General features: G+C 68.6%; 25 protein-coding genes. 10 read left to right on the top strand and 15 right to left on the bottom strand.

Annotated features, from left to right (window positions below):
- Window positions 1–22: 22 nt before the first annotated feature.
- Together R0145_RS12635 and R0145_RS12640 are read right to left on the bottom strand one after the other, a co-directional pair.
- Window positions 23–388: a hypothetical protein gene (locus R0145_RS12635; RefSeq protein WP_317837218.1), complete on the bottom strand. Its 366-nt coding sequence runs from the start codon at window positions 386–388 to the stop codon at window positions 23–25.
- A 241-nt stretch (window positions 389–629) separates the two neighbouring features.
- Complete coding sequence (locus tag R0145_RS12640; RefSeq protein ID WP_317837219.1) at window positions 630–1,139, bottom strand: hypothetical protein; 510 nt, start codon at window positions 1,137–1,139, stop codon at window positions 630–632.
- Window positions 1,140–1,888: 749 nt separating this feature from the next.
- On the opposite strand from R0145_RS12640, the gene R0145_RS12645 reads away from it, so the two are divergent.
- The gene (locus tag R0145_RS12645; protein WP_317837220.1) at window positions 1,889–3,439 is read left to right on the top strand and encodes a Re/Si-specific NAD(P)(+) transhydrogenase subunit alpha; all 1,551 of its coding nucleotides are present in this window, start codon (window positions 1,889–1,891) and stop codon (window positions 3,437–3,439) included.
- 3 nt (window positions 3,440–3,442) lie between these two features.
- Complete coding sequence (gene pntB / locus R0145_RS12650; protein WP_317837221.1) at window positions 3,443–4,873, top strand: Re/Si-specific NAD(P)(+) transhydrogenase subunit beta; 1,431 nt, start codon at window positions 3,443–3,445, stop codon at window positions 4,871–4,873.
- 135 nt (window positions 4,874–5,008) lie between these two features.
- Here pntB and R0145_RS12655 read toward each other — a convergent pair whose 3' ends face one another.
- Window positions 5,009–5,554 carry a phosphoribosyltransferase gene (locus R0145_RS12655; RefSeq protein WP_317837222.1) on the bottom strand — a complete coding sequence of 182 codons (546 nt, stop codon included), beginning with the start codon at window positions 5,552–5,554 and terminating at the stop codon, window positions 5,009–5,011.
- Between the two features lie 78 nt (window positions 5,555–5,632).
- Between R0145_RS12655 and R0145_RS12660 the strand changes: the two genes are divergently transcribed.
- Complete coding sequence (locus R0145_RS12660; RefSeq protein ID WP_317837223.1) at window positions 5,633–6,175, top strand: GNAT family N-acetyltransferase; 543 nt, start codon at window positions 5,633–5,635, stop codon at window positions 6,173–6,175.
- Here R0145_RS12660 and R0145_RS12665 read toward each other — a convergent pair.
- The 4 genes from R0145_RS12665 to R0145_RS12680 form a co-directional block, all read right to left on the bottom strand.
- A complete protein-coding gene (locus tag R0145_RS12665) occupies window positions 6,142–7,224 on the bottom strand; it encodes a DNA adenine methylase (protein ID WP_317837224.1) in 1,083 nt (360 codons plus the stop codon). The genes R0145_RS12660 and R0145_RS12665 overlap by 34 nt on opposite strands.
- Before the next feature lie 28 nt (window positions 7,225–7,252).
- Entirely contained in the window at window positions 7,253–8,119 is an 867-nt protein-coding gene (locus R0145_RS12670) for a neutral zinc metallopeptidase (protein WP_317837225.1), read from the bottom strand.
- Between the two features lie 205 nt (window positions 8,120–8,324).
- The gene (locus tag R0145_RS12675) at window positions 8,325–9,125 is read right to left on the bottom strand and encodes a Bax inhibitor-1/YccA family protein (RefSeq protein ID WP_317837226.1); all 801 of its coding nucleotides are present in this window, start codon (window positions 9,123–9,125) and stop codon (window positions 8,325–8,327) included.
- Between the two features lie 149 nt (window positions 9,126–9,274).
- Window positions 9,275–10,090 carry a shikimate 5-dehydrogenase gene (locus R0145_RS12680; protein ID WP_317837227.1) on the bottom strand — a complete coding sequence of 272 codons (816 nt, stop codon included), beginning with the start codon at window positions 10,088–10,090 and terminating at the stop codon, window positions 9,275–9,277.
- Between the two features lie 121 nt (window positions 10,091–10,211).
- On the opposite strand from R0145_RS12680, the gene R0145_RS12685 reads away from it, so the two are divergent.
- Genes R0145_RS12685 through R0145_RS12700 form a run of 4 tightly spaced genes read left to right on the top strand, consistent with a single transcriptional unit; the run spans window position 10,212 to window position 12,361 of the window.
- Complete coding sequence (locus tag R0145_RS12685) at window positions 10,212–10,937, top strand: DNA-3-methyladenine glycosylase I (RefSeq protein WP_317837228.1); 726 nt, start codon at window positions 10,212–10,214, stop codon at window positions 10,935–10,937.
- Window positions 10,938–10,986: 49 nt separating this feature from the next.
- Window positions 10,987–11,484, top strand: a complete 498-nt coding sequence (locus tag R0145_RS12690) for a sigma-70 family RNA polymerase sigma factor (protein ID WP_317837229.1) — start codon at window positions 10,987–10,989, stop codon at window positions 11,482–11,484.
- On the top strand, window positions 11,481–12,098 hold the full coding sequence (locus R0145_RS12695) for a methylated-DNA--[protein]-cysteine S-methyltransferase (protein WP_317837230.1): 618 nt from the start codon (window positions 11,481–11,483) through the stop codon (window positions 12,096–12,098). Before R0145_RS12690 ends, R0145_RS12695 begins: the two co-directional genes overlap by 4 nt.
- Complete coding sequence (locus tag R0145_RS12700) at window positions 12,095–12,361, top strand: hypothetical protein (RefSeq protein ID WP_317837231.1); 267 nt, start codon at window positions 12,095–12,097, stop codon at window positions 12,359–12,361. Before R0145_RS12695 ends, R0145_RS12700 begins: the two co-directional genes overlap by 4 nt.
- A 305-nt stretch (window positions 12,362–12,666) precedes the next feature.
- On the opposite strand, the gene R0145_RS12705 is transcribed toward R0145_RS12700, so the two are convergent.
- The 3 genes from R0145_RS12705 to R0145_RS12715 form a co-directional block, all read right to left on the bottom strand.
- A complete protein-coding gene (locus R0145_RS12705) occupies window positions 12,667–14,265 on the bottom strand; it encodes a helix-turn-helix transcriptional regulator (protein WP_317837232.1) in 1,599 nt (532 codons plus the stop codon).
- A 222-nt stretch (window positions 14,266–14,487) separates the two neighbouring features.
- Window positions 14,488–15,987, bottom strand: coding sequence for a sigma-70 family RNA polymerase sigma factor (locus tag R0145_RS12710; protein WP_317837233.1), 1,500 nt, complete (start codon window positions 15,985–15,987; stop codon window positions 14,488–14,490).
- A 176-nt stretch (window positions 15,988–16,163) separates the two neighbouring features.
- Window positions 16,164–16,805 (bottom strand): GyrI-like domain-containing protein, encoded by a 642-nt coding sequence (locus R0145_RS12715; protein WP_317837234.1) that lies wholly within the window; start codon window positions 16,803–16,805, stop codon window positions 16,164–16,166.
- A 197-nt stretch (window positions 16,806–17,002) separates the two neighbouring features.
- Between R0145_RS12715 and R0145_RS12720 the strand changes: the two genes are divergently transcribed.
- Complete coding sequence (locus R0145_RS12720; protein ID WP_317837235.1) at window positions 17,003–17,398, top strand: VOC family protein; 396 nt, start codon at window positions 17,003–17,005, stop codon at window positions 17,396–17,398.
- 49 nt (window positions 17,399–17,447) lie between these two features.
- Here the strand turns inward: R0145_RS12720 and R0145_RS12725 are convergent, their stop codons facing one another.
- Window positions 17,448–17,921 carry a MarR family transcriptional regulator gene (locus R0145_RS12725; RefSeq protein ID WP_317837236.1) on the bottom strand — a complete coding sequence of 158 codons (474 nt, stop codon included), beginning with the start codon at window positions 17,919–17,921 and terminating at the stop codon, window positions 17,448–17,450.
- Between the two features lie 42 nt (window positions 17,922–17,963).
- Here R0145_RS12725 and R0145_RS12730 point away from each other — a divergent pair, with 42 nt between their 5' ends.
- Entirely contained in the window at window positions 17,964–18,389 is a 426-nt protein-coding gene (locus R0145_RS12730) for an organic hydroperoxide resistance protein (protein WP_317840245.1), read from the top strand.
- Between the two features lie 64 nt (window positions 18,390–18,453).
- Window positions 18,454–19,272, top strand: coding sequence for a CPBP family intramembrane glutamic endopeptidase (locus R0145_RS12735; RefSeq protein ID WP_317837237.1), 819 nt, complete (start codon window positions 18,454–18,456; stop codon window positions 19,270–19,272).
- Here R0145_RS12735 and R0145_RS12740 read toward each other — a convergent pair.
- From R0145_RS12740 to R0145_RS12755, 4 genes are read right to left on the bottom strand one after another with little or no spacing between them, the layout of a single operon-like run.
- Entirely contained in the window at window positions 19,269–20,033 is a 765-nt protein-coding gene (locus tag R0145_RS12740; protein ID WP_317837238.1) for an ABC transporter permease, read from the bottom strand. The genes R0145_RS12735 and R0145_RS12740 overlap by 4 nt on opposite strands.
- A complete protein-coding gene (locus R0145_RS12745; RefSeq protein WP_317837240.1) occupies window positions 20,030–20,842 on the bottom strand; it encodes an ABC transporter ATP-binding protein in 813 nt (270 codons plus the stop codon). Before R0145_RS12745 ends, R0145_RS12740 begins: the two co-directional genes overlap by 4 nt.
- Window positions 20,839–21,240 (bottom strand): DUF1048 domain-containing protein, encoded by a 402-nt coding sequence (locus tag R0145_RS12750; protein WP_317837241.1) that lies wholly within the window; start codon window positions 21,238–21,240, stop codon window positions 20,839–20,841. The genes R0145_RS12745 and R0145_RS12750 overlap by 4 nt, the downstream gene beginning before the upstream one ends.
- Window position 21,241: 1 nt before the next feature.
- Complete coding sequence (locus R0145_RS12755; protein WP_317837243.1) at window positions 21,242–21,571, bottom strand: PadR family transcriptional regulator; 330 nt, start codon at window positions 21,569–21,571, stop codon at window positions 21,242–21,244.
- Window positions 21,572–21,700: the final 129 nt, after the last annotated feature.

The following is a 21,700-nucleotide window of genomic DNA, read 5'->3' on the forward strand; positions in this document are numbered from 1 at the left end:
ATCACCCCCAGCAGCACCTCGATTACCGTACCGGTACGGGATCGATCGGAGGGTTGACCCACAGTTGCTGCAAGTCTACATAATGGCCAACATTGTCGACCGTTCCGACCAATACGACATGATCACCGACACGCACACGATCAGAAACCTGGGATCTGTCCACAGGGCCACCCTGCCAAGTGAAACGAACTGATCCGATATCGAAGGTCTCTTCGTGGGTGCCGGAGTCGACGATGAGCGTCTTCCGATCGATCGATGCCACCGTCCCGCGGGTGAATCCCATCGGCTCAACCGCGGGTGGCTCGCCTCCGGCATAGCTGAAGCCGACAGGCAAGTGAGTTTCACCCTGTGCCGCCGAAGCCGTTGCCGACTCCAGAATGGACGCCACACCGAGCGCGCTAGCAGTTGAAGCTACGAAAAACGACCGTCGCGAAAGCTGACCACCCATTATCTTGTTGCCTCCATCCGCGCTAGTACACAGTCATGACGATGCGGTCCTTCGCTAGGGTTACGGATCAGCTCCAGCACAGGCAGCCATGCAGACTGCGAAGCATGCCAAGTAGGCTGGCGGGTCTTCGAACAGAACGAAGCAGGTCACAGCACACGCATAACTGCAGTTGTATCCCATCTCACCCCTCCTTGAACTTGGTCTTCGGCGTCAGCATTTCCTTCCCTGGCGCAAATTTCCCCGACGGTTCTTCGCCATTCTGGAAAATCGCAGCAAGCGCCGAGCGCCGTTCCTGCTCGGTCTTGCGACGGGTATCGAACAGGTCATTCTCGTAGCCCACAACCCTAGACTGCGTCCTGCTCGTTCCGTCGGCATAGTAAGTTGTGCCTTCGACTAGCGTCTCGTAGCGATCGCCATGCTTCTCGCCTCTCCGCTGAGTCCGCTCAATCTTGACCGGGACCTCGGACAACAGCTGATGCGGCGGCAGATTCTCCACCTTCACGGTGGCCACATGACGCACACCCCAGTCATAGAAAGTGACGTTGCTGTCGTAGTTCCACACTGACTCAACACCGTTGGCAAAAAGGATGCCAACAGCGAGCTTGAACGAATACCCTTCGGAACTATCGGATTGTGTGTACTCGATGATTCGACGACTGACGACATCCGTCGGCCAAGTTGGCTCACTCATGCGATCACCTCGATCGGCCCTCTGATGGTTCATGTCTATTCCCAGGCAATGAACCTGTCAAGGGAAATCAATGGGCTCTTCTCAGCCCATCGGCACGAGAAGCCGACCCTGTCGGGGTCTGCACCTCTGATCTGGATCCGGCCGAGTTCAGTGGACGGCGGAGGCGATGCCATCTGAGCGACAGGCGAAGTTACCGGTGACACAGCAACGGCAGGCGTTGACGTTTGAGGGCCAGGGCAGACCACGGTCGAGATATCGCGCACGGCCTGGGGGATATAGCCAGATCGATGAGTCGATCGACCAGGACCGCACGGCGAGGCGTCGCGGACGCACCCGCAACTCCTGGAAGGCCCGCGGGCACGAACCCGTTCGCCAGACAAGACAAACAAGGTGTGTCGGCGTCGTAGGGGCGGCTGCGGGAGCCGAGGATGCCAGCATTGAGGTGATGAGGCACTGGCCGAGGTGTGGGTTGCAGAGGTCCCCACGACACGATCTGCTTCGGCAGAAGTAACACTGGCCGAAACACCGCCTGCCTGCGAGAGTGGTTGTCGATGTGTTCGGCACCACAGCCTCCGCCCCGGCCCGACCTGGCTCAGCGTAAGGTCACGACCCACCGTCATGCTCGTGTCAGAATCGACCGCGAGGTGGAGAGCCCCCAACCCCACAACAAAGGAGCCGACGTGTGCCACGCCGAGTTCGCGGACGTCAACCGACTCCACTACGCTTCGTAGTGCTGAAGGAGGTCCACGGTGCAAATCGGAGTGCCCAGGGAGTCCTCACCATCCGAGACCCGGGTGGCGGCGACCCCGTCAACTGTCCCGCAATTACTCAAGCTCGGCTACGACGTGGTGGTGGAGCGAGGAGCCGGTGACCGCGCCGACTTCCCCGACTCCGCGTACACGGAGGCCGGAGCCCGCCTCGGCGAGGCCCCGGAGGTCTGGGCGTCCGACGTCGTGCTGGCGTGCAACCCACCCACCGACGCGGAACTGGCCCTGATGCTGCCCGGGGCCACCCTGGTGTCGATGCTCTCCCCCGCCCTGCATCCCGAAGTGGCCGAACGGTACGCCCAGGCCGAGATCAGCGCACTGTCGCTCGACGCGGTGCCGCGGATCTCCCGCGCGCAGGCCCTCGACGTGCTGTCCTCGATGGCCAACATCGCCGGCTACCGCGCGGTGATCGAGGCCGCCCAGGCGTACGGCGGCATGTTCACCGGCCAGGTGACCGCGGCCGGCAAGGTGCCGCCGGCGAGGGTGTTCGTGGTCGGTGCCGGCGTCGCCGGTCTGGCCGCGATCGGCATCGCCGGATCCATGGGCGCCCAGGTGCGGGCGTTCGACGTACGTCCCGAGGTCGGCGAGCAGATCGAGTCGATGGGCGCGACCTTCGTCGAGGTCGGCGCGGTCGACACGAAGGTCTCCACCGACGGCTACGCCAAGGAGATGACCGCCGACCAGGCCGAACTCGCCGCCCGGATGTACGCCGAGGAGTCCCGCAACGCCGACATCATCGTCACCACCGCGCAGATCCGGGGCAAGGCCGCCCCGGTCCTGCTGACCGCCGAGATGATCGCCGCGATGAAGCCGGGCAGCGTCATCGTCGACATGGCCGCCTCCACCGGCGGCAACACCGCGCTGACCCGGGCCGACGAGAAGGTGGTCACCGACAACGGCGTGACGATCATCGGCTGGACCGACCTGGCCGGCCGGCTGCCCCGACAAGCCTCGCAGTTGTTCGGCACCAACCTGGTGAACCTGCTGAAGCTGCTCACCCCGGAGAAGGACGGCCGGCTCGTGCTGGACTTCGACGATGAAGTCGTCCGGTCGATGACGGTCACCCGGAAGGGCGCGATCACCTGGCCGCCACCACCGGTGAAGGTCTCCGCCGCCCCCACCCCTGTCGTCAAGCCGGCGGCCGAGGTCGCGAAGCCGACCGAGTCCCCGGCCGAGCTGGCGCGGCGGAAGCGGACCCGCAACCTGGTCTCCGCCGGGCTGGCGATGGTGATCTTCTTCCTCATCGGCGGGGTGTCCCCGGTCGCCATCCTCGGGCACTGGATGGTGTTCATGCTGGCGGTGTTCGTCGGCTTCTACGTCATCTCCAACGTCACGCACGCCCTGCACACGCCACTGATGTCGGAGACGAACGCCATCTCGGGCATCATCATGGTCGGCGCACTGCTCCAGGTCGGCAGCTCCAGCCTGGTCGTGACGATCCTGTCGTGGGTGGCGATCCTGGTCGCGTCCATCAACGTCTTCGGTGGCTTCCTGGTGACCAACCGGATGCTCGCCATGTTCCGGAAGGGCTGAGCGATGCAACTCACCTCGATGGTGCCGGCCGCGTACATCATCGCAGCCGTCCTCTTCGTCCTCGCGCTGGCCGGCCTGTCCCGCCACGAGACCGCCCGGATCGGCAATGTCGCCGGCATGCTGGGCATGTTCATCGCCCTGGGCGGGGTGATCACCCAGGCGGTGACCTCGGCTCCTCGCGGCTTCTGGATCACCGCGCTGCTGATCGGCTCGGCGATGCTCATCGGTGCGGTGATCGGCACCTGGCGCGCCTGGACGGTCGAGATGACCGGCATGCCCCAGCTGATCGCCATGCTGCACTCCTTCGTCGGCCTGGCCGCCGTGCTGGTCGGCTTCAACTCCTTCCTGGCGGTGGACGCCGACCGTTCGGCCGCGCACCTGATCGAGGTGTTCGTCGGGGTGCTGATCGGCGCCTACACGTTCACCGGGTCGCTGGTGGCGTTCGGCAAGCTGAGCGGCCGGCTGAAGTCCAAGCCGCTGATGATCCCCGGACGCAACCTGGTCAACCTCGCCATCGGCGTGGTGTGCGTCGGTCTGGGCGTCTGGTTCGTGCTGATCCCCAGCCTGCTGCCGCTGCTGCTGATGACGGTGCTCGGTCTGGCGCTCGGCTGGCACATGGTGGCGTCGATCGGCGGCGGCGACATGCCCGTCGTGGTGTCGATGCTGAACTCCTACTCCGGGTGGGCGGCGGCCGCCGCCGGCTTCATGCTCGGCAATGACCTGCTGATCGTCACCGGCGCCCTGGTCGGCTCCTCCGGTGCCATCCTGTCCTACATCATGTGCAAGGCGATGAACCGGTCCTTCGTCTCGGTCATCCTCGGCGGCTTCGGCGAGGGCACCAAGAGCGGCGGGGAGGCCCGCGACTACGGCGACTACCGTGAGACGAGCGCCGTCGAGGTCGCCAGCGAACTGACCGAGGCCAGGTCGGTGGTGATCACCCCCGGGTACGGCATGGCCGTCGCCCAGGCCCAGTACCCGGTGGCCGAGCTCACCCAGAAGCTGCGGGACCGGGGTGTCCAGGTGCGGTTCGGCATCCATCCGGTCGCCGGCCGGCTGCCTGGCCACATGAACGTGCTGCTGGCGGAGGCCAAGGTGCCGTACGACATCGTGCTGGAGATGGACGAGATCAACGAGGACTTCGACGACACCGATGTAGTGCTGGTGATCGGTGCCAACGACACGGTCAACCCGGCGGCGCTCGACGAACCCGACTCCCCGATCGCCGGCATGCCGGTGCTGGAGGTGTGGAAGGCCAAGGAGGTCGTGGTGTTCAAGCGGTCGATGAACCCCGGCTACGCCGGCGTGCAGAACCCGCTGTTCTTCCGCGACAACACCCGGATGCTGTTCGGCGATGCCAAGCAGCGCGTGCAGGACATCATCGCGGCGCTCGGCGCGGAGGCCGAGCCCCGCGCACTGAGCCCGGCACAACGCTGACCTGCTCTTTCCCGGAGCTGACCTGCTTTTCCCCCCGGAACCGCAGGAACCGCCCGGGTCGGACTCCCCCCGCGGGGAGTCTGACCCGGGCGGTTCGCGTCGGTCGTGCTGCCCCGGTGCCGGGGCCGGGGGCCGTCAGGCCTGGTCGACCTCGATCACCGTCACCTCGGTCAGCTCCACCTCGGTCAGCTCGGGCTCGGGACGGCCACGGCGGGTGACCGGCGGCAGCGTCGACCACGGGAAGTCGATCCAGCGGTCGGTGTAGCGCCAGACGAAGTCCGCGTGCAGCCGGGTGTGTGGTTTCTCGTAAATAACCGCCGTACGCGTCTCGGCGGCGTACTGGTGCAGGAAGTCCTGGGTGAACCTGAGGGTGGTGCCGGTGTCGGAGACGTCGTCGGCGATGAGGACCTTCAGGTCCCTCAGATCGTGCGGCTGGGGGCTGGGCGGGAGCAGGATCGGGGCCGGGAGCCGGTCGTTGATGCCGGTGTAGAACTCGACGTTCATCTCGGTGATCTGCTTGATGTCCAGGGCGTAGCCGAGGGCTCCCCCGAAGGGCAGCCCACCCCTCGCGATGCACATGATGATGTCGGGGGTGAACCCGTCGTCGACGATCATCTGGGCGACCTCCCGGACGGCGATGCCGAAATCGGGATACGTCAGGACCTCGTGCTCCTCACTCATGCGGATCACCCTAGCGCCCCGGCTCCCGGGCCGGCGATGACCCCGGTGACGGATCCCCCGCCCACTAGGCTGCACGCCATGGAGCTTCGCTGGGCCGGACCCGAGGACGCCGCGCTGGTCGAGGAGGCGTTGCTGGGGATCCTCAATGCGGACCCCGATCGCCCCGCGGTGAGCGCCGAGCGGTTGCGCAGCGAGCCCACCCTGTCGCGCTACCGGGTCGACTTCTCCGTCGACGGCTCGGTGCCGGCCGCCGGCCGTCCCGGGCGTCACAGCCGGGACGAGCCCGCCCGGCGCCGCCCGTTCGGGATCATCGCCGAGGTCGACGGGCACCCGGTCGGACTGGTGTGGGCCGTCTTCTTCCCCGCGGACGCCCCGGGGTTCGGCTTCGTCAGCGCGCAGGCCCCGGAGGTCCAGCTGTGGGTGCGCGAGGAGTTCCGCCGACACGGCACCGGTCGTACGCTGCTGGGTTCGATGGTCCTCGAGGCGCGGGCCCGCCGGCTGCCGGGACTGAGCCTATCGGTCGATGCCTTTCACCCGGCGGTGGGGCTGTTCTTCGAGGCCGGCTTCCGGACGGTCGGCGCCGGTGGTCACTCGGAGACGATGCTGCTCGCCCTGCGCTGACCCTCGGCCGCGGTGGCCTCGATCGCGGTGAGCCGGTCGCGGTCCCCGGCGAGCACGATGAACTCCGTGGTCGACCGGGCGCCCGGCCGACCGACCTTGCGGCCCTTGTCGTCGTACACCCCGATCACCGACCCGATGTAGCGTCGGGCGTCGTACGCCAGCACCTCGACGTGCTCGGCCCGGTCTCGGCACATCTGCTCCACCTCGGCGCGGCTGACGAAGGACTCGTCGTTGATCGACACCGCGATCACCTCCGCGCGCAGGTCGCCGATCACCGCGGCCAGTGCCGAGGCCATCGTCCGGCGGCTGTTGAACGGGCTCTTGGTCGCCTGGTCGCGGCAGTCGACCCGTTTGCAGGCCACCCCGTACACCTCCGGCTCGTCCCAGCGGACCAGCGTCTCCCAGATGTGGTAGTTCGTGTAGTAGCGGTGCTGGTTGTACGGCGGATCGAGGTAGGCCAGGTCGACCGGCGGCAACGCCCCGGCGACCGTGACGGCGTCCCCGCGGACCGCCCGGCCGGTGCCGGGGGTGAAGGCCGGCACCTCGAGCCGGATGTCCTGGTAGGAGCGCGGCGCCCACCGCTTCAGGTAGGCCATCTGCAGCCCCACCGTCGAGTCGACCGCATCGGCGGCCTCGATCAGGCTGGTCACCAGCACCGGCCACAGCGGGGTGCCGGCCCAGCCCCGGTCGATCGCGGTCCGGATCGCGTCGATCCGGCGCCCGTTGTGCGGCTGGAAGTAGCGGGAGCGGTGGCAGTAGGTCTCCGTCACGTAGCCGTCCACCCCCGGCAGGGCGTTCAGCTCGTCGACCGCGGCCTGCACCGTGGCAACGTCGACCCGGGCGGCATCCGCCTCGACGTACGTCCGGGCGAACACCTCGGAGTAGGCCGCCGTGTCCACCGCGGTGACGTACGCCCCGCGCCGGCAGAACTCCTGTGCCACTCGGGTGGTGCCGGTGAAGAGGTCGAGTGCGGAGCGCGCCCCGACCGCCTCGGCGAGCCGGCCGAGGACGGGGACGAGGGTGCGCTTGGACCCGAGGTACTTGATCACGTGGTGCCGATGGTCGCGGGGCCGATGGTCACAGGGTGCGCGCCGACCAGGTGTCGCAGCTGTTCGGGTCGCCGGACCGGTAGCCCTGCAGCAGCCACTTCTCCCGCTGCGCGGAGGACCCGTGGGTCCACGACTCCCGGTCGACCCGGCCGGTGGTGTTCTGCTGGATCTTGTCGTCGCCGATCGCCTGGGCGGCGGCCCGGGCGTCGCGGATGTCCTGTTCGGTGATCCGGGCGATCGGGCCCTTGGTGTCCTTGGCGGCGTTGGCGAACCAGACCCCGGCGAAGCAGTCAGCCTGCAGCTCGGACCGGACCGCGGCGGAGTCGGCGCCGGTGCCGCCCTTGCTGACCTGGCCGAGCACACCGATCTGGTTCTGCACGTGATGGCCGTACTCGTGGGCCATCACGTACGCCTCCACCGCCGGGGTCGAGGTGGCACCGAACTGCTGCTGCAACGTGGTGAAGAAGGACTCGTCCAGGTAGACCTTCTCGTCGGCCGGGCAGTAGAACGGGCCGACCGCCGAGGTCGCGGTGCCGCAGCCGGTCTGGATCTGGCCGGAGAACATCACGAACTGCTCGGCCGGGGTGTAGCCCTGGACCACGCTGCCCCAGTAGCGGTCGAGGGAGTTCTGGTAGGCGACGAAGCGGCACTGCGGGTTGGTCTCGATGTCCTTGACCGTCGTGCACTTCTGCAGGGTGTTCTGCCCGGTGGTGGTGGTGCTGGTGGTGTCGACCGCCTGGTTGCCGAGGAGGTTCGCCGGGTCGATGCCGAAGAACAGCGCGACAAGGATGAGGACCAGACCGCCGACACCGCCGACCGCGATCCGGCCGCCCCCGCCGCCAGCTCCGGAGGTGGACCGGGACGGGTCCAGGTCGGCATTCTCGTTGAAGTCCATCAGCGTCTCCCCCACTGATCGCCGGCCATGCCGGTCGAGGAACGAGCCACCGCGGCCGGTCGAACGGTCAGCGGCGGGTCGATCCTACCCCGTGGGGTGGCCGCCATCACAGCACAGAGGACGACACGACCCCGCCACATCGCCGGGCGACGGGGCGGGGTCGGGATCGCGGGCGTCCCGGTGGAGGCTCCCGGAGGGACCGGGGTCAGTTCGACCGGAAGTAGGACAGCAGCCGGAGCAACTCGGTGTAGAGCCACACCATGGTGACGGTCAGGCCGAAGGCGGCGACCCAGGACTGGTCGGCCGGGGCACCGTTGCGGACACCGTCCTCGATGGCCGCGAAGTCGACCAGCAGGTTCATCGTGGCCAGCACGATGGCGACCGCGGTGACGATGAAGGCCAGGCCACCGGCCTGCGGGCCGAAGCCGATCAGCCCGGTGTGCACCCCGAAGAGGGACAGCACGAAATTCACCAGATAGACGACCGCCAGGGCACCGGTGGCGATGAACAGCCCGCGGGAGATCCGGTTGGCGAAGCGGTTGAGGTTGAAGATCTTGTAGCTGGCCAAGACCAGGCCGGCCACGACGAAGGTCGCGATCACCGCCTGGACCACGATGCCCGGGAACAGCCCTTCCAGGAAGCTGGAGAAGATCCCGATGAAGACACCCTCGAGAGCGGCGTACGCGATGACCATGCCGGGCCGTACGCCGCGGCGGCCGATGACCAGGAACGAGACCACCAGGGCGGCGATGGCCGACCCGATCCAGGCGACGCCGACCAGTGCGGGCGGCACCAGGAACCAGGACGCGGCGGCGGTGAGGACGACCACGCCGAGGGTGAGGGCAGTCTTGGTGACCACGTCGTCCATCGTCATCCGGTCGACGGGCTGCGGGGCGGCGTACGGGTCGAAGCCCCGGCCCTGGTACTGCGGAGCGTAGCCGGCCTGGGACCCGGCCCGCGGGTTGAACGAGGCCGAGCGGTTGAGCACGGGGTTGTTGGAACGCATGCGCGGGAATCCTTCTGTTCAGGAGGTACGCCACCCATCGTACGGAGCCGATCCGACGATCCGGGGTGGCGTGCCGCAGACCCGGGACAAACCCGGAGGACCCCTGAGGCGAAGAGCAGCGGTTGAGCGACTGTCGCAACGTCCGTGGCTCACTCGGCTCGGGAGAACTCCGAGGCCTCGGCGACCAGCTCCGGGGTGAGGGCCACCCCGGTGTAGCGCTCGAACTGTCGGGCGGCCTGCAGGGCGATCACCTCGGCACCGGTGATGAGCTGCTTGGCCCGGGCCCGGCCGGCCCGGATCAGCGGGGTCTCGGCCGGGAAGGCGACCACGTCGAACACCACCTCCGCAGCCTCGATGTGGGCGTCGGAGAACGACCGGGCGCCCGCCTGTGGGCCGTCCATCCCCAGCGGAGTGACGTTCACCAGGACCCGCGCCCCGGGCTCGGGAACCTCGGCGAGCCAGCGGTAGCCGTACTTGTCGGCCAGCGCCGGGCCGGCGGTGGCGTTGCGGGCGAGGACGGTGAGGTCGGCGAACCCGGCGCCACGGAAGGCCGCCACGACCGCCTTGGCCATCCCGCCGGACCCGCGGACCAGAACCGGCAGGGCCGGGTCGACCCGATGGCTCGCCAGCAGGCTGGCGACCGCCTCGTAGTCGGTGTTGGACGCGGACAGCCTGCCGCCGTCGTTGACGATCGTGTTGACCGACTCGATCGCCGCCGCGGACTCCTCCAGCACGTCGACCAGCGGGATCACCGCCTCCTTGAACGGCATCGAGACCGAGCAGCCCCGGATGCCGAGGGCGCGAACGCCCCGGACGGCGCCCTCGATGTCGTCGGTGGAGAAGGCTTTGTAGACGAAGTTGAGGCCCAGCGTGTCGTACAGATAGTTGTGGAACCGGGTACCGATGTTGGACGGTCGCCCCGACAGCGAGATGCAGAGGGTCATGTCCTTGTTGAGGATGGGCATGGGGCCATTGTGAGACAGGCCGCGGACAGTGAACCGGAGGGGCACCGGACATCGGGCGGCGGTGCGGCGGAGGTGGCCGCGTCGGATCCTCCGAGTGCGCTGTGGGACGTACGATCGGGCCATGGCGACCACCCCTGACGGCGGCCCGGCGCCCGCCGGCCTCTCCCCGGATCCCCTCTCCCCCGAGCCGGTGGCCTCCCCCGACATGGCCTCCCCCGACATGGCCTCCCCCGACATGGCCTCGCCCGCCCCGGTCTCTCCCGATCTGGTTGTCGGCGAGGATGGGCTGGCCCGTCCGGTGTGGGCCGCCGCCGATCCGCTGCTCCGGGAGTACTACGACACCGAGTGGGGCGTGCCGATCCGCGACGAGCGGGGGATGTTCGAGAAGCTCAGCCTGGAGGCGTTCCAGTCCGGTCTGTCCTGGCTGACGATCCTGCGCAAGCGGCCGGCCTTCCGGGCCGCATTCGACGGCTTCGTCCCGGATCGGGTCGCCGACTACACCGAGGCCGACGTGGCACGGTTGCTGACCGATCCGGGGATCGTCCGCAACCGGCGCAAGATCGAGGCGACGATCGCCAACGCCCGGGCGACCGTGGCCCTGCGGGAGCGCGGTGGTCTGGTGGAGCTGGTCTGGTCGTTCCGGCCGGCGGACACCCCGGCGCCGCGCACGCTGGCCGAGGCGCCGACCCGGTCGGCGGAGTCGGAGGCCCTGGCCAGAGCGCTGCGGCGGGAGGGGTTCGTCTTCGTCGGCCCCACCACGATGTACGCCCTGATGGAGTCGGTCGGCGTCGTCGACACCCACCTGGTCGGCTCGCACCGGCGAGGCAGCTCGGGCGTCTGGTCGTGACCGGGGACCTCACATTCCTCTCCACCCACGCGTCTACCGGGTGATGGAGATGAGAGAACCGTTCGAACGGGTGGTACACGACCACGGAGCGACCGTGCTCCGGGTCTGCCGTGCCGTGCTGGGACCCGGCCCGGACGCCGACGACGCCTGGTCGGAGACGTTCCTGGCGGCTCTCACCGCGTGGCCACGACTGGAGGAGGTGACGAACGTGGAGGCCTGGCTGGTTCGGGTCGCCCACCGCAAGGCGATCGACGTCGCCCGAGCACGGGCCCGGCAGGCGGTCCCGACGGAGGTGCTGCCGGATGGCGTCTCGACCGTCGGCAGCCCTGATCCCGAGGCTAACGAGCTGTGGGCCGACGTGGGGCGGCTGCCGGAACGACAGCGCCTCGCCGTGGCCTACCACTGGTTCGGCGGGCTCTCCCACCAGGAGACCGCCGAACTGATCGGCGGGACACCGGACGCAGTGCGCCGTGCCGCCTCGGACGGCATCAGGTCTCTGCGCCGGAAGTATCGGGCCGAGGCGGCCCGGAAAGGAGAACCACGATGAATGTCGACACCCTCGACCTGCCGCCGGTGACCGGGGCGGAACTGTCCGCACTGGAGGCGCACCTGGCCCGGGAGGCCGCCGCGCGCGGACTGCTGGACGTCGCCTACCGTACGGTCGACACCCCGGTCGGGCCGCTGCTGCTGGCCTCGACCGAGCGCGGACTGGTCCGGGTCGCGTTCGAACTGGAGGACTTCACCAGCGTCCTGGAGACGCTGGCGGCCCGGATCAGCCCACGCATCCTCGAGGCGCCCCGACGGCTGGATCCGGTCGCCCACGAACTGGACGAGTACTTCGCCGGGCGCCGCCATGTCTTCGACGTGGCGGTCGACCTCGCCCTGTCCTCGGGGTTCCGACAGACCGTGCAGCGCTACCTGCCGCACATCCGCTACGGACACACCCTCAGCTATCGGCAGGTCGCCGAACAGGTCGGCAACCCGAACGCCTCCCGCGCCGTGGGCAGCGCCTGCGCGACCAACCCCCTGCCCGTGGTGGTGCCGTGTCACCGGGTGGTCCGTACGGACGGCCAGTTGGGCGGGTACCTCGGGGGCGTTGCCGTCAAGGCGACCCTGCTCACCCTGGAAAGGTCGCGGGCTGAGCAGGAGGATGAGGCATGACCGAGAACATGTTCGATCGGGAGACGTTGCGCGCCCTGGCCGACGAGGGTAACGAGCAGGCGCTCGATCGACTCGCCGATCTCGCCGACGCCGATGGCGACCTGGCCACACTCTCCGAACTGCTCGACGAAGGCAGCCTGCACGCCGGGCGGTTGCTCACCCGCCGGGCCGCGGCGCACCACGATCTGACGGAACTGCAACGACTGGCGGACGCGGGCAGTCCCGACGCGGAGGCCGAACTGACCCGACTGCTCCGCGGCTGATCACGGCCCGGAAGGCTGAGTGAGTGCCGGGTCGCGCATCCCGGGGGTGGCCGACCATCACCGCCCGGCCGTAGTCATCCGCGAGGCGGACGATCCCGCCGAGCACCTTGGCCACGACGGTCGTGTTCACCCCACCGTGGACCACCAGCACGAACGCGCCCGGCCGGCTGACGGCACAGATCCACCGGCGCATCGCAGCACGGCGCTCCGCCGGGGCCAGCAGGAGCGCGGCGTCGAGCGTGACCAGCCCGACTGCGGCGAGCGCGGCGCAGGACTAGACCACGGGTGAGGCGGGTGGGGACGCATCATGCAGACGTGACCCGCCCGAACGTACGCGGCTGGTCGAGGCTCCGGAATGAGGTTTCCTGCTCGGCATGCGGAAGGTCGTAAAAGCCAGTTCCCTCGAGCACTGCGATCGCATCCTCGCGCGTACTTACTCCGAGCTTGCGGTAGAGCGACCGTACCTGGGTTTTCACGGTGTTGCGAGCCACGCAGAGGGAGGCAGCAATGTCGGACAGCGTCCCGGGATCTCGCAGCCGACGGGCAATGATGGCCTCGCGCTTGCTCAGCGGCGGGACCACCTGGGAGGGCGGTCTGGCGGATGGTGCCAGCTGCATGCGTCGCCGCAGGTCACCGACTGCGGCCGACAGATCGGGCCTGTCGTTGAGGAATCTGGCCAGGAGCGTGTCGATCTCGGCATGGGAAAGGGTATGTAGCGGTGTCGTGCTGCCCGAGGAGCGCATCAGGTGGAAGGCATCGGCGAAGGTCGTGTCGGCCGTTCGGTGGTGCCCGAGACGTTCATTGGCGACGGCACGTCGGAGCAGAACCGGTGGCAGGGTCCGCAGGCAGTGTCGTGGGCCGAAGTGGATGCAGTGGTCGGTGGTCATCAAGACGCTGCGATCGTCCCCCAGGCGCAGATAGGCCGATGCCCGCTGCAGATCGAAGCACAGGGTGTGGTCCGGCGAGGACTCCCTGCCCTCGAGGAGCGAGAGAGCCCGCTGGGGCTCGCCTCGTGCGACGAGGAGGGTGGCATGCAGGCTGATCATCATGTCGCGTATCAGGGCCGGAATGGCCTGTTGATCGGCCCCGTTGGTGACAGGCACGAGCACGGCGATGCCTTCGCTGGGCCGACTGTCGAGGAGCAGTCTCGTCGCATCAGCCAGTGCCGCCAACGCCCGCCAGGTCGGATCGTCGGGGAGGGTCCGGCGCACGCGTCGCGCACAGCGGTCCAGTCCCACGGTATCCATCTGCGCGGAGGCCACCATGATCCGGCCGACGAGCAGCATGTAGGCGCCGGCGGTGTGTTCCCAGGCGTGTGCCTGTTCCAGCGTCGCGGCCTTCGCGGAGACGTTCTCCGCACGGATGAACTCCCCATTAAGGGCACGGTTCGCCGCGAGCAGACCGTACGCCCGGTACAGCTGGGCGTCACTGCCGGAGTCCAGCGCGTACTCGTGGGCCCGGTAGGCGGCCTGGGTGCCCTGACGAGCCAGTCCCGCGGTGGCATAGGCCTCCGAGGCGGCCGACCAGAACACCGCGAGAGTAGCAGCGATCACGCCGGCGTCCTGCCCGACCAGCCGAAGATCAGTCTCGGCATCGGCGAGCTCCACCGCTTCCTCGACAGAGCCGGACCGGGCCCTGGCCAGGATCAGCGCGGCGCCGACCACGCGCCGGCGATGGTGGTCCAGTTCCGCGAGACAGATCGGGCTGGTCGCGAGGAGCGCCTCGGTGGCTCGACCCGATGGGTACTCCCCGCCGGGCAGCGTCGCGGCGAGGTATGCCTCGCAGATCCGTGCCAGACGGGTCTCTCCGTCTCCGCCCCGGCCCACGCTGGATCGGTGATGACCTCCTCGGGCACTCTTGGACAACATCTGGCCCATGTGGTTTCCTCCTTCGTCGACCAGCACGCGTCATCCAAGTGCTCTGGTGACGCTGACCCCCTACAGAGAAGACGGGGATGGCGGGCGTGGATGACGCGCCGTGAGGAAAAAAGGTGAATCCGGGCATGAGCTGCCGCCGGTTCGAGTGGAGATGGGAAAGCAGTCAGGACGAGGCGGGAAGTGCGCAGGTGGTTGTCAGGGATACGGGCCGACCGAAGCGGCACCGTCAGTTTCTGAGGAGTCGCGCAGCTAGTACCACCCGTACGCGTGACCCTTGGGCCCGGGCTTGTCGGGAGGACTCGGCTGCGGAGTCGCGACAGGACCACTCGGCGTCGGCACCGGAACCGGCGTCACAACAGGACCACTCGGCGTCGGCACCGGAACCGGCGTCACAACAGGACCACTCGGCGTCGGCACCGGAACCGGCGTCACGACAGGACCACTCGGCGTCGGCACCGGAACCGGCGGGATCGATGCCATCGGCCTCGGGCTCGGCCCGGGGTTCGTGGCTAGGCGGGCGGAGCTCACCTCAGCCGCTCGGTCGGCGAGCTGAGCGGCCGGAGCCGATGGGGCGGCGGTCCCGTCAACCGCCTGCCCGGCAGCTTCACCCGCCGATGGCGAGACCGTCACCGGTCGGCCGGCCTGGGCCGCGGCCAGGTCGGCCGACGTCGATGACGAGCGGGGCACGCCGCCCAGAGCCACCGCCACCGCAACACCCGCGACGGTGACAACGACGGCAGCGACACCGGCGACCGTCTTGACGGCCGGAGTCGAGCCGGACACTGCGGATGAACCGGCCCGCCCGGACTCGGCGGAATTGCCCGAAGCGTGGGCGCTCCCACCGCCGGACGGCCGCGCAGCGGCGGACGGCGGAGCGTTGGTCGCCCACAAGCCGATCAAGCCGGCCGCGGACCCGCCACCGATGAGTGCGGCGATGCGCAAAGAGGTGGCGAGGTGGGCCAGCCGATGAGCGGCCCCGGCGCACTCTCGGCACTGGTCCAGGTGTGTCCTGACGCGGGCTTCCTGGGGTGAACTAAGGGCACGACGTACGAATCCACCGATGCGATCCAGGGCCCATTGGCAGTCAGGTGCTTCGCTGCGCCTGTCGACGTGTGCCTGAAGCCAAGCCCGACTCAGGCCGTTGCGGGCACGTTTGGTCAACGCCGCAGTGCCGTTCGCCGACATACCGAGGTCCTTGGCGACGTCCGACGTGGGACGCCCTTCCACGTCGATCATCCACAGCACCGAGCGCCACCGCGCCGGAAGTGCGTTGAACGCCGTGGCCACCACTTCGTGTTCGGCCATTGCCCCGGAGAACCCGTCGTCGGCGACCTGAGCGTTACGCCTGATCCCGTACTCGAGCCGGTCCTCCTCGAGGGGGTCCTCCCGGTTACGAGTGGCGGCGGTGGTCGCAACATTCCGGATCGTCGTCCGCAGGTATGGTCCGAACACCTGTTCCGGGCCGCCACCACCCCGAAACGCCGACCAGACCCGGGCGAATGCCTCCGCCACGAGGTCCTCCGGATCGAGTGTGCTGCTGATATGAGCCGCGTACCGGAGTGCTCCGGCGTGATGGCTCCTGAACAGTGCCTCGAAGGCACGCTCATCCCCGTGACGAGCCAACCGGATCAGCTTCTGCTCACCCGCGTCCTCGTCGTGCTCGTCGGCCTTCTGCTCTGTTCCCAATGCGCCGCTTCCCCGAAAGGCGCCGCCCGGCGGCCCAGTGCACCATGCCAGCCTGTCGACCACTCACCGGACGGTCTCTGGACGAGAGTAGCCGTGTGCGACCGAGGGCCCCGGGGATCGGCCACCACTTTTCACCCACAATTTCACCCCTGGGGATTGTTGGGGCCACTCACCTGCACTTACCTGCGTCGCCACCATCCGACCACCGGTTCTAGCCCGGGACCACCGCGACCGTGCGGTCACCGACGCTCTCCGCCGCGCCTCCGCGGGGCGACCTGCTGCCGGAGGATCGTGCGCGACTTCTCGGGAGCCACCTTGCGGGAGTCGGTGAGGTAGATCTCGTGGTGTCTGCCGACCATGGACCAGCCGTGCTCCGGGATGAACTCGTCGTGCAGGCGGGCCAGCACCTCGGTCTCGTCGTCGAAGGACCCGAGGTGCAGGGTCTGGACGCAGCGGCCCTCGACGAGCCGTTCCAGGCGAAGGTCGTCGAGCCGGGCCGGCGGATTCTTGGCTCCGGCGTCCGCGACGGCCGTGGCGACCACGTCCCGGTCGATCCAGTCCGGAACCATCATCAGCAGTGTCCAGTCCCACCGCGACTTGTCCCGGGACGCGGTGAAGGCCGCCATGTCCTCGGCCCACCACAGCCCTTCCAGGGGCATCACGACATAGTCGCGCCCGAGCTCCCTCTTGCTGGCGAACTTCAGCTTGTACGCCACCGGGTAGAGCGTCTCCACCGCCCCGGTGAAGGCCACCGAGGTGTTCGGGTCGCCGTGCCCGTCGATCATCAGGTACTGCAGGTCCGGCACCTCGACGACCCGGAACTGGCCCGCTGTCGCGTGGTAGGCGTCGATGGTCTTCTTGAAATCGATCTTGTCGCTCATCGGGCTCCCGTCTCCGGTCGCGAACCTCGGTCTGCCGGCCTCCAGCAGGCCCGCCCCCATGGTCGCACCCCCACCCGGTCAGCCTCGCTCATCTCCTCCAGGCGCTCGACCCCACCCCTTGCCCGGCCCCCGTGCCCGCGGCGAGGATAGTGAGTGAGCTCACAACCACTTCTGCCCGACGACCGAAGGAGACCATCATGACCGCACTGCCAGGACTTTGGCTGACCCTGCGCTATCGCGACGCCGGTGCCGCGATCACCTTCCTCCGCGAGGCGTTCGGCTTCGAGTTGACCGTCGCCTACACCGACGAGACCGACCCCTCGATCGTGGCGCATGCCGAGTTGCTGTGGCCGCTCGGCGGTGGCGTCATGCTCGGCTCGGTCCGTGAGGAGAACGCCGACGTCGTCCCGCCCGGCGGTTCGGCGTACGTCGTCACCGACGACCCGGATGGGCTGTACGCCCGGGCCCTCGCCGCGGGCGCGACCGAGGTGCGCGGCCTGGTCGACCAGGACTACGGCTCGCGCGAGTTCACCGTACGTGACCCCGAAGGGGTCGTCTGGAGCTTCGGCACCTACCGCGGGCAGCAGGGGTAGCCGGGCCGGCTCCGCCACTCGGCGACAGTGAATCGGTCGCCAGCTCCCCTCACGACTCCTCCTCTCGCGAAGCGGAGTCCAGCTTCTCGAGGATCGTGAGCAGCCCCTCGCGCAGCCGCTCGGCCTCGGCCGGCGTCAACCCGATCGAGGCGCTCAACCTCTCGGGCACGTCGGCCACCCGTTCGCGTAGGGCAAGCCCGGCGGTCGTCGCGGAGACCAGCACCCGGCGCTCGTCGGCGTGGTCTCGATGCCGCGTCACCAGGCCGGCCGCCTCCAGCCGCTTCAACAGTGGGGTGAGCGTGCCGGAATCCAGCCGGAGCCGCTCCCCGACCTCGCCGACAGTCGGCGCGCCGTCGGTCTCCCACAGGACGAGCATCACGAGGTACTGCGGGTACGTGAGGCCGGTCTCCGCCAGTAGTTCGCTGTATCGCCTGGTGACCGCCCGGGTCGCCGCGTAGAGCGGGAAGCACAGCTGCGCGTCCAGCCGCAGCTGTTCGAACGTGGGATGGGGGGCGTCGGGCACAGCCGAAGTCTACCCTTGCATCATTAAGTTGTACGCAATATGATTGCGCACATGAAACCTCTCTACACCACCACCGCAGTGAGCACCGGCGACGGCCGCAACGGGCATGTCGCCTCCCCCGACGGCTTCGTGAACGCCGAGGTCCGCATCCCGCAGGAGATGGGCGGCACCGGCGGGGCGACCAACCCCGAGCAGCTCTTCGCCGCCGGGTACGCCGCCTGCTTCCACTCCGCGCTCAAGGCGGTCGGCCGCCAGACCCGGGCCGACCTCAGCGAGTCCGAAGTGGTCGCCGATGTGAGCATCGGCGAGAACGGGACCGGGGGCTTCCAGCTCGCGGTCGCCCTGGAGGTCACGATCCCCCGCCTGGAGCGGAGCACTGCGCAGGACCTGGTGGCGCAGGCCCACCAGGTCTGCCCCTATTCCAACGCCACCCGCGGCAACATCGACGTCACCCTCAGCGTCGCCTGAGATCCGGCGGCATGCGGGCCGCCCCCGCATGCCGCCGATCCGGCCGCCATGCTCCAATAGGAGCATGGCAACGCAGCCCGGGTGCAGGGGCGTGCTCATCTTCGTCGTCACGACCCTCCTGGTCAGCTGGGGCTGGTGGGGGATGCTGATCTACTGGGGCGCCACAGTGACGGTCGGCGCCTGGCCGACCCACTTCCCCGGGCTGCTCGGTCCGGCGATCGGCGCGTTGGTGGCGGCCGGGGCCACCGGACGCCCCACCTTCCGCCGACTCGTCGGACGCCTGGCCAGATGGCGGATCGGCGGGCTCGGTTGGCTGCTCGCGCTTGTCCCACTACTTGTGGCACTGCTGACGGTGCCGGTCGCGCGGCTGCTGACCGGCGCCTGGCCCGCCCTGGACGATCTCGGCCGGGTCAGCGGCCTCCCACCGGTCACCGGCGGGTGGGTGCCGGTGCTGGTCGCGGTGGTCTTCGTCGTCGACGGGATCGGCGAGGAGCTGGGGTGGCGTGGCTGGCTGCAACCGGCACTGGCAGCACGATGGGGGACACCACGAGCGACCATCGTCACCTGGCTGGCGTGGACGCTGTGGCATGCGCCGCTGTTCGTCGTGGTCGCCACCTTCCGGGGGCTGATCGGGATCACCCTGCTCGGGTGGCTGATGGGCCTGGCCTGCGCCTCGGTCGTCGCCGCCTGGCTGATGCGGCGCACCGACAGCGTGCCCGCGCTCGCGGCCTGGCACACCGCCTACACCATGGCAGCCGGGACCGCCGCCGCCGGCGGCCTCTTCGCGGCGACCTCGACGGCGGCGATCATCGTGTGGGCAGTGCTGATCCTGGGTGCGTGGGCGATCCGGAAGTCACGCGGGTCCGGCCCCACGGTCCGCTAGGTGATCCTGCGGCGGTAGATGACCATCGCAACGGCGTACGCCACGACGAGGACACCGATGCACCAGGCCAGCGCGACCCAGATGTCACTGCCGACCGGCTGCCCGGTGAACAGCTCACGGAGCGTGTTGACGATCGACGTCACCGGCTGGTGCTCCGCGAACCAGCGCACCGGGCCGGGCATCGTGGCGGTGGGCACGAAGGCGGAGCTGATGAACGGCAGGAAGATCAACGGGTAGGAGAAGGCGCTCGCGCCGTCCACCGACTTCGCGACGAGGCCGGGGATGACGGCGATCCAGGTCAGGGCGAGAGTGAAGAGGACCAGGATGCCGGCGACCGCCAGCCAGGCCAGCACCCCCGTCCCCGACCGGAAGCCCATCAGCAGGGCGACGCCGACGACGACCACGAGCGAGATCAGGTTGGCGACCAGCGAGGTCAGCACATGCGCCCACAGCACGGACGACCTGGCGATCGGCATGGACTGGAATCGGTCGAAGATCCCGCTCTTCATGTCCAGGAAGAGCCGGAATGCCGTGTAGGAGATGCCTGACGCGATGGTGATGAGCAGGATGCCGGGCAGCAGGTAGTTCACGTACGACGGCCCCGTCCCGGAGTTGATCGCCCCGCCGAAGACGTAGACGAACAGCAGCATGAACGCGATCGGCATGACCGTCGTGGTGATGATGGTGTCCATGCTGCGGGCGATGTGACGCAACGACCGCCCCAACAGGACGGAGGTGTCGCCGAGGAAGTGACTGGTCATCGTTGTTCCTCACTCGTACGCACCGAGGGTGTGGCGGTCGTCGACATCACCCCCGTGGTGTCGTCACCGATGACGGCGAGGAAGAGGTCCTCCAGCGTCGGCTGCTTCTCGACGTACTCGACCGTGGTGGGCGGCAGCAGCCGCTTGAGTTCGGCGAGGGTGCCGTTGACGATGATCCGACCGCCGTGGAGGATCGCGATCCGGTCGGCCAACTGTTCGGCCTCGTCGAGGTACTGGGTGGTGAGCAGCACCGTGGTGCCGTTCGCGGCGAGTTCCTTGACGCACCTCCACACCTCGAGACGCGCCTGGGGGTCGAGACCGGTGGTCGGCTCGTCGAGAAAAATGACCGGCGGGTCGCCGATCAGGCTCATTGCGATGTCGAGCCGGCGGCGCATACCGCCGGAGTACGTTGCGACCCGCCGGGTCGCCGCCTCGGCCAGCCCGAAGCGTGCGAGCAGGTCGTCGGCCACCCGACCGGGATCGGGAAGGTGCCGCAGCCGGGCGACGAGGATGAGGTTCTCCCGGCCCGACAGGATCTCGTCGACGGCGGCGAACTGCCCGGTGAGGCTGATCGAGGCCCGTACGTCAGCGGCCTGGGTCATGACGTCGAAGCCGTTGACCGATGCCTCTCCCGCGTCGGGGCGGAGCAGGGAGGCAAGGATCCGGACGATCGTCGTCTTGCCCGCGCCGTTGGCGCCGAGCAGGGCGAAGATGCCGCCCCGCGCCACCTCGAAGTCGACCCCGCGGAGCACCTCCAGCTTCCGGTAGGACTTCTCCAGGCCGACCACGCGGATGGCTGTCGGGGTCATGGCTGTTCCCTTCGGTCAGTCTGTTCGACAGACCTGTCAGTCTGTTCGGCGGACTCGATCGACCGGGTCAGTCGGGCGCGTTCGTTGTCGATCCATCGCTTGCCGAGGTAGGCCTGGGCGAACAGGTCGGCGAACTCGACCGGGTCCTCCCCCACGATGTCGCGCACCGGCGTGCCGTCGGCGGCGGCGCGTTCCCACAGCTCGACGAAGTCGCGCAGCATCGTCACCACCGAATCGTCCTCGGGGATCCCGGCGGCGCCGCTCATGAAGTAGCGGTGGAACGCCTTCGCGACGGTGACGTACGGCTCGGGCAGGGCGTCGATGCGGGCCCTGTAGCGCCGGTATTCCTTCTTCTGTTCGAGCGATCCGGTGACCAGCTCGATCCACTTCGCTGCCATGTCACTTGCCTCCTTGATGGAGCTGTTCCAGTCGTTCGGCGAGGAAGCTCCAGGTCCTCCAGAACTCTGCGAGGTAGTCCTGTCCCTTGGCGTTCAGGGAATAGACCTTGCGCGGCGGCCCCTTCTCCGAGGGGACCTTCTCCACGTCGACCAGGCCGCGCTGCTCGACCCTGACCAACAGCGCGTAGACGGTGCCCTCAGCGATGTCGGAGAAGCCCTGGTCCCGCAGCCACGCGGTGATCTCGTAGCCGTACGCGGGGCGTACGGACAGGATCGCGAGGACGATGCCCTCCAGGATTCCCTTGAGCATCTCCGTTGCCTGCTTGCCCATGGAGCACCACCTCCTGTCACTACTCAGTCTTGCTGACTACCACTACATAGTAGCGCTGAGTAGCTGACGGTCAAGACCCTCCGCCAGCGCCGGTCTCTCGACGACTCCGGGCGGCACGGCCACCAGCCA

This window comes from Raineyella sp. W15-4, from assembly GCF_033170155.1.
Lineage (GTDB): Bacteria > Actinomycetota > Actinomycetes > Propionibacteriales > Propionibacteriaceae > Raineyella.

Bases quoted from the DNA above. Each gene is read 5' to 3' on its own strand.
- R0145_RS12640 (WP_317837219.1), bottom strand. From the start codon at position 1,139: ATGAGTGAGCCAACTTGGCCGACGGATGTCGTCAGTCGTCGAATCATC.
- pntB (WP_317837221.1), top strand. From the start codon at position 3,443: ATGCAACTCACCTCGATGGTGCCGGCCGCGTACATCATCGCAGCCGTC.
- R0145_RS12655 (WP_317837222.1), bottom strand. From the start codon at position 5,554: ATGAGTGAGGAGCACGAGGTCCTGACGTATCCCGATTTCGGCATCGCC.
- R0145_RS12660 (WP_317837223.1), top strand. From the start codon at position 5,633: ATGGAGCTTCGCTGGGCCGGACCCGAGGACGCCGCGCTGGTCGAGGAG.
- R0145_RS12670 (WP_317837225.1), bottom strand. From the start codon at position 8,119: ATGGACTTCAACGAGAATGCCGACCTGGACCCGTCCCGGTCCACCTCC.
- R0145_RS12675 (WP_317837226.1), bottom strand. From the start codon at position 9,125: ATGCGTTCCAACAACCCCGTGCTCAACCGCTCGGCCTCGTTCAACCCG.
- R0145_RS12680 (WP_317837227.1), bottom strand. From the start codon at position 10,090: ATGCCCATCCTCAACAAGGACATGACCCTCTGCATCTCGCTGTCGGGG.
- R0145_RS12685 (WP_317837228.1), top strand. From the start codon at position 10,212: ATGGCGACCACCCCTGACGGCGGCCCGGCGCCCGCCGGCCTCTCCCCG.
- R0145_RS12690 (WP_317837229.1), top strand. From the start codon at position 10,987: ATGAGAGAACCGTTCGAACGGGTGGTACACGACCACGGAGCGACCGTG.
- R0145_RS12695 (WP_317837230.1), top strand. From the start codon at position 11,481: ATGAATGTCGACACCCTCGACCTGCCGCCGGTGACCGGGGCGGAACTG.
- R0145_RS12700 (WP_317837231.1), top strand. From the start codon at position 12,095: ATGACCGAGAACATGTTCGATCGGGAGACGTTGCGCGCCCTGGCCGAC.
- R0145_RS12715 (WP_317837234.1), bottom strand. From the start codon at position 16,805: ATGAGCGACAAGATCGATTTCAAGAAGACCATCGACGCCTACCACGCG.
- R0145_RS12720 (WP_317837235.1), top strand. From the start codon at position 17,003: ATGACCGCACTGCCAGGACTTTGGCTGACCCTGCGCTATCGCGACGCC.
- R0145_RS12735 (WP_317837237.1), top strand. From the start codon at position 18,454: ATGGCAACGCAGCCCGGGTGCAGGGGCGTGCTCATCTTCGTCGTCACG.
- R0145_RS12740 (WP_317837238.1), bottom strand. From the start codon at position 20,033: ATGACCAGTCACTTCCTCGGCGACACCTCCGTCCTGTTGGGGCGGTCG.
- R0145_RS12745 (WP_317837240.1), bottom strand. From the start codon at position 20,842: ATGACCCCGACAGCCATCCGCGTGGTCGGCCTGGAGAAGTCCTACCGG.
- R0145_RS12750 (WP_317837241.1), bottom strand. From the start codon at position 21,240: ATGGCAGCGAAGTGGATCGAGCTGGTCACCGGATCGCTCGAACAGAAG.
- R0145_RS12755 (WP_317837243.1), bottom strand. From the start codon at position 21,571: ATGGGCAAGCAGGCAACGGAGATGCTCAAGGGAATCCTGGAGGGCATC.